Annotated in this window: 6 protein-coding genes and 1 pseudogene; 2 read left to right on the top strand and 5 right to left on the bottom strand. The window is 76.2% G+C overall.

Features of this window, described 5'->3' with window-relative positions:
• Positions 1-157: 157 nt before the first annotated feature.
• Together ACFWZ5_RS38785 and ACFWZ5_RS38780 are read right to left on the bottom strand one after the other, a co-directional pair.
• Entirely contained in the window at positions 158-1,741 is a 1,584-nt protein-coding gene (locus ACFWZ5_RS38785) for a GAF domain-containing protein (RefSeq protein WP_384802471.1), read from the bottom strand.
• A gap of 34 nt (positions 1,742-1,775) precedes the next feature.
• Positions 1,776-2,813 carry a rod shape-determining protein gene (locus ACFWZ5_RS38780; RefSeq protein ID WP_384802468.1) on the bottom strand — a complete coding sequence of 346 codons (1,038 nt, stop codon included), beginning with the start codon at positions 2,811-2,813 and terminating at the stop codon, positions 1,776-1,778.
• A gap of 291 nt (positions 2,814-3,104) precedes the next feature.
• Here ACFWZ5_RS38780 and ACFWZ5_RS38775 point away from each other — a divergent pair, with 291 nt between their 5' ends.
• Positions 3,105-4,406, top strand: a complete 1,302-nt coding sequence (locus tag ACFWZ5_RS38775; RefSeq protein ID WP_384802474.1) for an MFS transporter — start codon at positions 3,105-3,107, stop codon at positions 4,404-4,406.
• Positions 4,407-4,410: 4 nt separating this feature from the next.
• On the opposite strand, the gene ACFWZ5_RS38770 is transcribed toward ACFWZ5_RS38775, so the two are convergent.
• From ACFWZ5_RS38770 to ACFWZ5_RS38760, 3 genes are read right to left on the bottom strand one after another with little or no spacing between them, the layout of a single operon-like run.
• Positions 4,411-8,289, bottom strand: coding sequence for an SAV_2336 N-terminal domain-related protein (locus ACFWZ5_RS38770; RefSeq protein WP_384802465.1), 3,879 nt, complete (start codon positions 8,287-8,289; stop codon positions 4,411-4,413).
• On the bottom strand, positions 8,276-9,331 hold the full coding sequence (locus tag ACFWZ5_RS38765; RefSeq protein WP_384802463.1) for an AAA family ATPase: 1,056 nt from the start codon (positions 9,329-9,331) through the stop codon (positions 8,276-8,278). The genes ACFWZ5_RS38770 and ACFWZ5_RS38765 overlap by 14 nt, the downstream gene beginning before the upstream one ends.
• A 25-nt stretch (positions 9,332-9,356) precedes the next feature.
• Positions 9,357-11,177 (bottom strand): trypsin-like peptidase domain-containing protein, encoded by a 1,821-nt coding sequence (locus ACFWZ5_RS38760; RefSeq protein WP_384802460.1) that lies wholly within the window; start codon positions 11,175-11,177, stop codon positions 9,357-9,359.
• Between the two features lie 201 nt (positions 11,178-11,378).
• Between ACFWZ5_RS38760 and ACFWZ5_RS38755 the strand changes: the two are divergent.
• A pseudogene (locus ACFWZ5_RS38755) lies at positions 11,379-11,648 on the top strand (hypothetical protein); the annotation flags it as partial.

Genomic DNA, 11,648 nt, shown 5'->3' with positions numbered 1-11,648 from the left:
CCCCGTCCCCCTGGTGCGCGGTGGGGGGGGGGGGCGGGGGGGCGGGCCGCCGCCCGCCCGGCGGGCGCGGGCGCCCCCCCCCCCGAATCAGCCCGTCCGGCGTTTGAGGACGAGCGCGGAGCGCGGAGAGGAGGGGGTCTGGGGGCGGAGCCCCCAGTTACAGGGGGGACTGCCACGTGACCGTCGTGCCGGGGGTGACCCCATCCGTTTCGCCGTCGTCGAAGACGACAAGCCGCACCCCCGTACGCCCATCCGGCAGAACGGCCCGCGAGTCAACAGCCACATCCACCCGCGAAACGCCAGCCCGCCGCGACACCGCGGCAAGCGCCCGCCGCAGCGCCGCAAGAAGATGACCCCCCACCGCCTCCGAGACCCGCGCGTCCACCGCCCCGGCGAAGTGCACCGACGGCTGCACCCCGAGCACCGCCGCCGCCCCCGCCGTCTCCTTGAGCACCTTCCCCCGGAAGGTGGTCGGCGCGTCGGCGGGCGGCTGCTGGAGCGCGAAGATCGCCGTGCGCACCTCCTGGATGGTGGACTCCAGCTCGTCCACGGCCTGGTCGAGCGCCGACTGCACCGGCGCCGACGTGGCCCTGCGCCGCGTCGACTCCAGCATCATGCCGGTCGCGAAAAGCCGCTGGACGACCAGGTCGTGCAGGTCGCGCGCGATGCGGTCGCGGTCCTCGAACACCGCGAGCCGCTCCCGGGACTGCTGCGCGTCGGCGAGGACGAGCGCCAGCGCCGCCTGCGAGGCGAACTGGGTGGCGAGCAGCCGTTCGACGGCGGTGTACGGGCGCTCACCGCGGCGGCGCGGCAGCGCGAGCGTACCGATGAGCCGCCCGCCCGCCTGGAGCGGCAGCATCATGCTCGGCCCGAAACGGGTGCGCACGCGCGTGGTCATGCGCGGGTCGGTCGCGGAGTCCTCGATGAACACCGGCTCACCGCCGAGCAGTTGCTTCAGGACCGCGCTGCCGGGCTCGATGGTGGTGCCGATGAGGTCGTTCTGCGCGGCGGCGGCCGGATGCCGCCTGCGGCCCCCTTCCGCGCCCGGGGCCGCGGCGGGGGAGCGCGGGCCGCCGTCCGTCGCCGCCGCCACGATCCGCATGCCGCCCTCCTGCGTCGGCTGGAGGATCACGCCCGCCGCCGCGTCCGCGAGGAGCCGGGCCTGCTGAGCCACCGTCATCAGCGCGTCGGCCGCCGCCTCGCCGGTGAGCAGGGCCGTGGTGACGGCCGCCGCGCCCTCGATCCAGCGCTCGCGCTGGCGGGCCGCCTCGTACAGGCGGGCGTTGCCGATGGCGATGCCCGCCTGGCTCGCGAGGACCCGCAGCAGGCCGAGGTCCGCGTCCGTGAAGGCGCCGCCCGGCTCGCGCGTGAGGTGCAGGCGGCCGAACTCCTGCTCCTGGACGTGCACGGGGACGCTCAGGGTCTCGCCCTCGCCGCCCCGCGCACCCGGCTCCGCGGCCGGGGCGGGCGTGCCCGTGGTGAACGCCTCGACCCTGCCGCCGCCCTCCGGGTCCACGACCCGCAGGACACCGTGCCGGGCACCGGTCAGCTCCGCCGCGCTGTCCACGATGTGCTGGAGCGTCGCGGGCAGTTCGAGCTCCGCGCCGACGCTCAGGACGGCGTCGAGCAGCGGCGGCAGCGCGACCCCCTTGTCGGGCCCGCCACCGCCATCGGTTCCACCGCCATCGGCTCCGCCGTCACCGGCTTCGCCGTCATCGGGTCCGCTGACGTCCTGGGTCATGGCGGCGGCGTACTCCCCGTCTGCTGCGCTCGGCTCAGCCCGCCAGGGGGTTGAGCACCAGCGGTTGGATCTTGCCCTCCAGCATCGCACCGAGGCCGAGCACCGCGCACACGTCGGGCCGCTCCGCGATGTTCACCGGCATGCCCGTGGCGTCCCGCAGCATCTGGTCGAGGCCGGGGAGCAGCGCGCTGCCGCCGACCATCATGATCCCGCGGTCGGCGAGGTCGGCCACCAGGTCCGGCGGGCAGTCGCGCAGGACCTTGCCGATGCCGTCGAGCACGGCGGTGAGCGGGGTGTGGATCGCGTCGCGCACCGCGGCCGTGTCCACCTGGACCGAGCGGGCGAGGCCCGTCGCCACGTCCCTGCCGTGGATCTCCGTCGACTCCGGGCCGTGCGTCGTCAGGCCGTTGCCGCTCAGGGCGAGCTGCAGGGGGCGTACCGACTGGGAGGGCAGCATCAGCTCGTGCTGGTGGCGCAGGTGCTGCACGATCGCGTGGTCGATGGCCTCGCCGCCCACGGGAATCCGCTCGGCGGTCACGATCGAGCCGAGGGACAGGACCGCGACCTGCGTGGTGGCGGCCCCGCACACCAGGATCATCGTCGCCTCGGCCCGCTCCACGGGAAGCCCGCAGCCGACCGCCGCCGCGATGAGCGTGTCGACCAGCTCCACGCGCCGCGCGCCGAGCCCCACCATCGTCTCGACGGCGGCGCGCTGGGCGAGCGGGTCCGCCTCGTGCGGGGTGCAGGCGGCGGCGCGCAGGCGCGGCTTGCGGCGCAGGGTGCGGCGCAGCTTCTCGCCGAGCAGATGGCGCAGCATGCGCTGGCACATCTCGATGTCCACGACCGTGCCGCCGGACACGGGGCGCACGACGCGGATGTACGAGGGCGTACGGCCCGTCATCTGCTCCGCGAACTGGCCGACCGCGATCAGCGCGCCCGTGCGGGTGTTCACGGCGGCGCAGCTCGGCTCGTCGACGACGAGGCCCGCGCCCTTCACGAACACCCGGGTGCGGGCGGCGCCCAGGTCGACGGCGATATGGCAGCGGCGCAGCGCTTCCAGGCTGACGGTCATGGCGGATCCTCCCGAGAGCACAGACCGTTGCGGGGCGCCGGGGTGGCGGTCCCCACTGGCATCGTGTGGGGGGTCGTGGTGGGGCGCGCGCTGGGGTGGGCCGGGTGGGGTGCCGCCGCACGGGTGGTTCCCTCGTGCCAGGGGCTGCCGCCCCCGGCACCCCGCTCGATCGGCACCCCGCGCCTGGTCCGCAAAAAAGCAGGACGGGCCGGAACGGCCCGTCGGTTAGCATCCCGTGTGACACGAACATCCACGGACGACGCTACTGACGACGCCACCGACGAACCCGAGATATCCGCCCCCTCGGAGCCGTCGCCCGCCAAGCGCCGCATCCTCGCCGACCTGACCCCGCTGCGGACGTCCGCCGACTACCGGCGCCTGTGGATCGGCAACACCGTCTCCTGGGTCGGCCAGGCCATGACCGCGCTCGCGGTGTCGCTCCAGGTGTACGACATCACGGGCTCCAGCTTCTCGGTCGGCCTCGTCGGCCTGTGCTCGCTCGTCCCGCTCGTCGTCTTCGGCCTGTACGGCGGCGCGATCGCCGACACCGTCGACCGCCGCAAGCTCGGCCTCTACTCGGCGGCGGGCCTGTGCGCCCTGTCCTTCGCCCTCGCGGCCGCCGCGTTCATCGGCTTCCACCACGTGTGGTTCCTGTACACCGTGGTCGCGCTCCAGGCCATGTGCGGCGCCCTGAACTCTCCGGCCCGCACGTCGATGATCCCCCGTCTCCTGCCGCCCGAGCAGCTCCCCGCAGCCAACGCCCTCACGTCCCTGACCACGACGTCCGGCACCACGGTCGGCCCGATGCTCGGCGGCCTGCTCGTGGGCCTGTGGGGCTATCAGTCGGCGTACGCCATCGACGCGGTGGCGTTCACGGCGGCGCTGTACGCGATGTGGCGCCTCCCGGCCATGCTGCCCGGCGACGGCGACGGCGACGGCGGCAGGGACGGGGCCGAGCCCGCTGCGGACGGCAAGCGGCGGCGCGCCTCCGTCGCCGACGGCCTGCGCTTCCTCGCCACCCGCCCCAACCTCCGCATGACCTTCTTCACCGACATGTGCGCGATGGTGCTCGCACACCCCCGCGCCCTGTTCCCCGCGATCGCCGTGGTCTGGTACGGCGGCGACGCGAAGACGGCGGGCCTGCTCGCGGCCGCGCCCGCGGTGGGCGCGCTGCTCGGCAGCGTCTTCTCCGGCTGGCTCGGCCGCATCCGGCGGCACGGGCTCGCCATCGCCCTGTCCGTGGCGGCCTGGGGCACCGCGATCGCCGTCTTCGGCCTCACCCGCAACCTCTGGCTCGGCCTGGTCTTCCTGGCCCTCGCGGGCGCCGCCGACACCGTCTCGATGGTGTTCCGCAGCACCATGCTCCAGGCGGCCACGCCGGACGCGATGCGGGGCCGTCTGCAGGGCGTGTTCATCGTCGTCGTGGCGGGCGGGCCCCGGCTCGGCGACTTCATGGCCGGGACGGTCGGCGACCTGACCTCGCCCCGGGTGGCGATCGTCGGCGGCGGCGCCGCGTGCGTCCTTGCGGTGGGCCTGCTCCTCACGCGCTGGCGGGCCTTCCTGCGGTACGACGCCAGGGATCCGCAGGCCTGACGGCTCAGCCGCCGCGCACGGCGTCGGCGATCCGGGCCAGCGAGCTCACGGTGTGCCGGGCACCGGCGGCGGTGAGGCGTTCGCGGGCGCGGTCGTCGGGGGCGTACCCGATGAAGGGCAGGTCCAGGGCGCGGGCGGCGGTGGCTTCCGCGACGGTGGAGCCGATCATGACGCTGCGCTCGGCGGTGGTGTCGAGCCGCCGCAGGATGCGGCGCAGGGGTTCGGGGTCGGGCAGCAGGTGCGCGAGGCCGTCGGCGGTGCGGCAGTGGATGTGGTCGGCCGGGATGTCGAGCCCGTGCGTCGTCACGTACGTCGCGACGGCGCGCAGCGCGGTGTCGGTGACGACGGCCAGGCGCCGGCGCCGGGGGCGGCCCCGCAGCAGGCGTACGACGGTGTCGGAGTGGGCCGTCGGCCGCGCGCCGTACACGGCCTGCCGCTCGATCCGGTCCAGCTGGTCGTGCAGGCCGACGGTGAGGGAGCCCTCGTCGGCGAACGCCCGCAGCACGTCCAGCGGGTGCACGAACTCGGACGTGCCCCCGGCCCGCGGCACCGGCCGCCCGCCCAGCGCGTCCTCGGGGTCCCGCTCCTGTACGACCAGCGAGAGCAGCCGCAGCGCGGCGTCGCGGGCCTTGCCGGGGGCGTAGAGGCGGGTGAGGGTGCCGTCGAAGCCGAAGATGACCGCGTCGGCGCGGGCGAGGACGGCCCGCAGGGAGTCGTCGGCGGGGCTCGGCGCGGCCGGGATCTGGCAGTACCAGGTGTCGGTGCCGGGGAAGGGCTGGAACCGGGGGTCGTCCACCGTGTCGCGCAGGGCGCGGGGAACGACGACGGTGGCGTGGTCGTCCGGCAGCGGCAGCGCGGAGGGCGGGCGCACGTCGACGCCGACGACCAGGCCGAGGCGGTTGAACCTGCGGACGAGGGAGGGGAGTTCCCTCAGGATCGCAGTCAGGAGCGGCCCCATGGGCACGTCCGCGCTGACGGCGGCGTCCCAGCCGCGCTCGCGCGGCAGCAGCTCGAACTGCTCGGCCCCGGCGCCCCCTTGGACCAGCAGCTCCGACACGGCCTGGCTCAGCTTCATCAGGGTGTCGGCCTGCCAGCCGGGGCGGGCGGCGAACGCGAAGGAGAGGGACGTCGTGGCGTCGGCGGTCCTCCTCAGCAAGGTCTGCCGCAGGGTGTGCAGCTCCGCGCGCACCGCGCGGGCGGCGGGTCCCGGCACGCCCTCCAGCGGGTCGCCGCGCCACAAGGAGAGAGCGGACGCGGCGAGTTCGTGCTGGCGGTCGAGGTCGCCCTCCTCGTGGGCGCGTTCGACCGCGGCGGCCAGGTCCCGGAAGCGGAGGACGTCGACGTCGGCGTAGCCGTGGACGAGGTCGAGGGGCAGGGCGTATCCGTCGCCGGTGTGCCGTCGTACGGAGTTCGGGCCGAGCGCGTTGCGCAGGCGGGAGGCGTACGTGCTGACGAGGCGGCGTGCGGCGGGCGGCGCGGGGGCGTCCCAGATGCCGTCGATCAGCTCGTCGACGGCGACGAGGCCGCCGTCGCGGAGCAGGAGCATGCAGAGCATGGCCTGTTCGCGGGGGGAGCCGGTGGCCAGTGGGGCGTCGCCCTGGCCCACGCGGACGGGGCCGAGGAGCAAGTAGCGGCGGGGTTCCGGCGGCACTAGACCACGCAGCCGGTCGAGCCCCCGGGCCTGATGGTCCGCGTCGTCCGACGAGAGGTCCGCGACGGCCGTACCCAGCTCCTCAAGCAGCCACTCGGGCAGCCGCACGTTCTCCAGGGGCTCGCCCACCGCGTGTACGAGGTCGCCAAGCGCCCGCAGGTCATCCGCCCGCGTCCCCGTGCCGAGCGGCGTCACCCCCAGCACCGTCAGCACGGGACCGCCAGGCGTGATCACGACGTGTTTGGGGTCGAGGGCGCCGTGCGTGAGCCCGCTGTCGTGCAGGGCGGCCACGGCCCCGGCGATGCGCGGGACCATGGTGGTGAGCCGCTCGGCGGTCAGGCTCTCCGGCTCGTCCCGCAGCACCTGCTCCAGCGTGCTTCCGGGCACGAACTCCTGCACCACGTAGGGAATGGCACCGTCTATGCCGTGGTCCAGGACGGCGGCCACCCCGGAGTGGCGGATCCGGCTGAGCAGCCGGGCGTTCCCGGGGACGTCGGCCCGCGCCCGCGTGCGGTCCGAGTACATGCGGATCAGCACCTTCGCGTCGCCGTTCCGCGTGTCCTGCGCCACCCACTCGCCCGTGGACGAAGGGCGGTGCAACAGCTGGTAGCGCCCTGCGAACAGCCGCCGCCGCTCCCCGCCGAGCCGCCGCACGCTCTCCTCGCTCACCTCCGCGAACGGCTCCCCGCCCCCCGCGGTCCCGCCGGCGACGGCCCGCAGCACCCCGGGCGCCACCCCCGCCCGCTCGTCGATCAACCCACCCACCCGCGCGAGCAGTTGCCGCGTCCGCCCGCGCGCCGAGCGCGGCAGCGTACCGAGGAGGACCTCCCGCACCCCGTCCCGGAAGGCATACGCCCCGGGCGCCCCGCCCGGCACCCCCGTGAGCATGCCGCTCAGCACGACCTCCGCGAGGTGCTGCGGACGCGGTTGCCGCGACACGGCCGCGTGGACGAGCCGCATCACCGGCAGATGGGGCCTGCCCACGGCCAGATGACCGGCGAGGCGGAACGCCTCCGGGGACGCCGTCGAGCGGAAGCGCAGGACCAGTTCCTCGGGGGAGAGCAGCGCGACGTCCTCGCGGGGCGTGCCGTCGTCGGTGCGGGCGGGCGAGGGCCCCAACCAGGCCGCCGCACCCGGCACTTGGGCGCCGGACGCGACCAGCGTCGCCCAGTGGGCCAGCCACGTCGGAGCGACCTCCAGGACGGGGACCGGCACCGCCCCGGAGGGCGGGACGTGGCCGTCGTACGGGGAGAAGTCCAGGGCGGTCGAGGGGGCCGCGGCGTGCGGCGCGGTGAGGAGCCCCGGCGCGGCGGGCAGCGCCGTCGTGGGCCAGAGCCGTTCGGGCAGCGGCTGCAGGACGGCCAGCGGCATGTGGCCCGCCCAGCGGCGCAGCGTCCGGTACCAGCGGCGGCCCGCCGCGCCGGGGCGCCACTGCGGGCCCATGCAGTCGCTGACGACGAGCGTGACGGCGCGGCCGGTCGCGGGCACCTCCGCCGCGCGTGGCGGCACCGTCCCGTCGGGTGCCGCGCGGTGCAGCTCCACCGTGCGGAACAGGCCCGACTGCGCGAGCGCGGTGTGCAGTTCGCGCACCAGCGGCCGCCACACCGGCATCGTGGGCCCGTCGTCGTACACGAGGGAGAGCCGCAGCCAGCGCTCGTCGGCGGGCCGCAGCACCGGCAGCCAGGCGCGCGGGTGCGCGCCGAGCGCGGCGATGCGGTGCGCGGTGGCCCCCTCGTCGAGGACGCTCCGGTCGGGCGCGGGCACGCGGCGGCCGAGGGGGCGCAGGGCGCGCTGGAGGGGGAGCGGGTGGGGGATCATCGGGGGCACGGGTACGCGCAGCGCGGTGCCGTCGGCGCCGCCGGATGGCTCGGCGGGGCGCTCGCCGGACCGCTCGTCGGGGCGCGAGGACGGCTCCGCGGGCAGGCGCAGCGGTACGCGGCCGGGCCCGGCGGGCGGCACGGGCCGCGCGGGGCCCTGCGCGGCCGGGCGCGGGAGCGGTGGCGGTGGCGGCGGTACGTCGACGGGGATGCCCGTGTCCGAGTGCGAAGACGGAGAAGAGGGCGACGAGGGCCGCCCGGCCGGGCCCATGTGCCGGGCCAGCCACACCAGTTCGGCGAGCTCGTCGGCGGACGGGCCAGCCGTGCCGCCCGCCGCGGCGAGCACGGCGGTGAGCCGGTCGACGGGGGAGCCGCCGGGCCGGTCGCGCGCCGGGGAGGGGTCAGAAGGTGGCATCGGACCCCTGGTCCGTGGCCGCGCGGCTCGCGTCCTCGCTCAGGTACGGCATGAGCAGGCGCGCGAGGTCGTCGCGGGACGACGCCTCGATGCCGGCCGCGCCCGTGAGGTAGATGGCGTTGAGGAGCTGGTCGGTGGCGAGCTCGCCACCGCTGCCGCGCTGAAGGAAACCGGCGATCAGCTCGCGTGCGTACGCGTCGGGTTCGCCCAGGTGGGCCCGGACGATCTGCTCCAGGTGGTCGCCGTGCGGCTGGCGCAGGCGCAGCGTGACGCAGCGGCGCAGGAAGGCGGGCGGGAACTCGCGCTCGCCGTTGCTGGTGAGGACCACGAACGGGAAGGCCCGGCAGCGCACCCGGCCGTGCTCGACGGGCACCGGCGCGGACGCGTCGGCGGTGAGCAGCGCCGCCGTCGGGGTGTGCCGGGCGATCCGCACCAGCTCGGGGATCTCGTACTGGCCCTCCTCCAGGACGTTCAGGAGGTCGTTGGGCAGGTCCAGGTCGCTCTTGTCGATCTCGTCGATGAGCAGGGCGCGGGGGCGGGCGTAGGGCAGCAGGGCGGTGCCGAGCGGGCCGAGGCGCAGATGGTCCTCGACGCCCGCGCGGTCGTCGGCCCGTTCCCTCGCCGGGTCCGCCGGCGCGGTGTCGGCGGCGCGTCCGGCCGCGTACAGGCGCGACAGCGGGTCGTACTGGTAGAGCCCGTCGTGCAGGGTGCTGCGGCTCGTGATGTTCCAGCGGAGCACCGGGCCGAGCCCGAGCTCGCGTGCCACCGCGTACGCGAGGCTCGACTTGCCGCTGCCCGGCGGGCCCGTCACCAGGAGGGGGCGGCGCAGGTACAGGGCGGCGTTGACGAGTTGGACGCACTCGTCGGTGGCGCGGTAGGTGCGGGCGCGGTGCGCGCGGTCCGGTGACGTCGTCCCGGCGCCCGGCGCCGGGGCCGCGAGCACCGGGCCGCCGTCGAAGGCGCGCCACGGGGGTGGGGGCGGCAGCTGCTCGATGCCGTCGTGCGGCTCGCCGGAGCCGGTGTAGACGGGCCACAGGGACATGGCGATCTCCGTAGGGTGCGGGCGGTCAGGCGACGGGGGAGCGCGACGGGGCGGCAGCGGCGTCCGGGAAGCAGCGCGGGTCGTCCCACAGGAGCTGGATGTCCCGCGCCCAGTGCCGTTCGGGTTCGTCGGCGGCGTCGGCGCTCTCGCGCAGCGCCAGGACGTGCCGGGGGAGCTCGGCGGGCGGCAGGCGGGAGAGGTGGGCGGCGAGCGCGTCGAGGAAGACGGATCCGTAGCAGGGCGCGGCTCCGGGCCGGGGGCCGCCGCAGGGTCCGCCCGCCGCGCCGGGCGTATGTACGCTCTCCGCCCCGGGCGTCCGTACGCCCTCCGCACCCCGCTCGCCCCCCTGCCCGTGCTCGCACCCCACCCGCGGCCACAGCAGGACCGGCGCGGGGGCGTTCAAGGACACGTCGAAGTGGGGTTTCAGGCGGGCCGACTTCGGGGGTGCGGGGAAGCCCGCCAGGTCGGCCTCGTCGCGGCGCAGCCGGAAGCGCAGCTTGTTCGGCCGCTCGTCGGCGTCGCACTCGACGCGGTGCACCGCCGTCGTGGCCTTGCCGTCGAGCCGCTCCCACTTGCGGGCGAGCTGGTGCCGCAGGCCGCCCGCACGCCGGGCCCTGTCGGTGACGACGAGCGGGTACGAGCAGCCGAGCGGGGTCGGGTCGTCGGCGCTGCGCTCCCAGTGGGCCACGGGCTCGTTCAGCCACTCGCGGGGCAGTACGAAGGCGATCAGCTCCTCGGCGTCCGAGGAGAGTTGCCCGAAGGCCTCCTCGATGCGCTCCTGGACGTACGGCCGCACCTGGCCGCGCGCGAGCGTGCGCGAGCCCACGGGGTGGCGGCGCCCCTCGCGGCTCGCGGACACCTCGACGAGCACCTGGTCACCACCGGCGCCGCTGCGGGCAAGCTCGACGAGGATGGGCGACCAGGAGGGCGCGCCTCCCGGTGACGCAGGGGGCGCTTCGTGGGGCGTACGCGGCGCGGGGGGTACGTCGACCAGCGCGGCCAGGCGGTCCGCGAACCGCTCCACGGCGCCGGGCACGTCCACCTCCCACAGCACGTACCAGGCCGCCGACCACAGCGACGCGAAGCCGCCCGGCGGCACGGGCGGGCCGAGCGGCCCGACCGCGTCGAGGTACAGCCGCTCCGGCGCGCCCGCGAGCGCGGCCCCCGCCTCCTTCTCCAGCTCGTTCTCCGCCCGCTCCACGAGGTCCCGCAGCCGCTGCCGGGCCGGGCGCTCCGGGCCGGGGGCCGGGATCAGCTCGGCGAGCCGGGGCCAGTAGCGGGCCATGACGGGCGCGGGCAGCATCCGGCCGTTGCGCACGCCGGCCGTCCCGGCCACCGCGGAGACCATGCCGACGACGAGCCCGCTGTCCGCGAGGGCCACCGCGGCGCCGCTGAAGCCGGGCGCGAGGGGCTGCCCGTGCGCGTTCCAGGCCTCCAGCTGGATCCACTCGTCGGCGATCAACTGGGCGGCGGTGGCGCGGTACTCGGCGATGGTGCCCTCCTCGTACCCGCGCGGGAAGCCGTACGCGACGAGCCGCGGCCGGGGCTCGGTGTACGCGTGGTCGGGCGGCGCGAACCCTGCGGGCGCGATCGGCACCGGGTGGTCGAGTTCGAGGACGGCGAGGTCGCCCGGGTCGTCGCCGCGGCCGCCCCAGCCGCCGTGCGCGCCGACGGCGGCGGCCACCGTGCCCAGGTCCTTGCGGTGCGGGAAGGACACGGCGACCGCCGACGCGGCGCGGTCCCGTACGACGTGCGCGCACGTCAGGACGTGCCGATCCGACACGAGGAACCCCGCACCGGTGTCGCGGCCGCACTCCACACGGGCGTGCCAGGACGCACTGCTCATCATGAGACGGGGCCGGCCTCCGGGGTACGGGAGAGAACGACCGGTGGCGCATCGGCGAACGCGGTGACGACGGCGCCGCGCGGCGCGGCAGGCGGGGCTGTCCCGTGGGGAGTGGCGGCTCCGAGGGGCCTGTCCGGCGCTGTGCGTGCGCCTGCGCCCGAGCGGGTCCCACTGTCCGAAGCGGCCGATGAGGCCGGCTGGTTGGGGACGACACTTCCGGGTAGGGCCCCCGCGTCGGCGTTCACGCCCGTGCCCGCGGGCGGCGCAGCGCTGCTCGCCGCGGTCGGCCGGGCCGTCGCGGCGGGTGTTGCCGTTCCGGCGCCCGCGTGCGCGTGGACAGGGGTAGCGACATCACCTGGCGCACCGGGCTCGGCCGCGACGGCCGGTGCCGTCATGTCGGCGTTCGCGCCCGTACTCGCGGGCGGCGCAGCGCTGCTCGCCGCGGTCGGCCGGGCCGTCGCGGCGGGTGTT

It is taken from the genome of Streptomyces sp. NPDC059003 (assembly GCF_042740445.1).
Lineage (GTDB): Bacteria > Actinomycetota > Actinomycetes > Streptomycetales > Streptomycetaceae > Streptomyces.
Note: the sequence above shows the minus strand (reverse complement) of the source record. Positions and strands in the feature narration are given on the sequence as shown.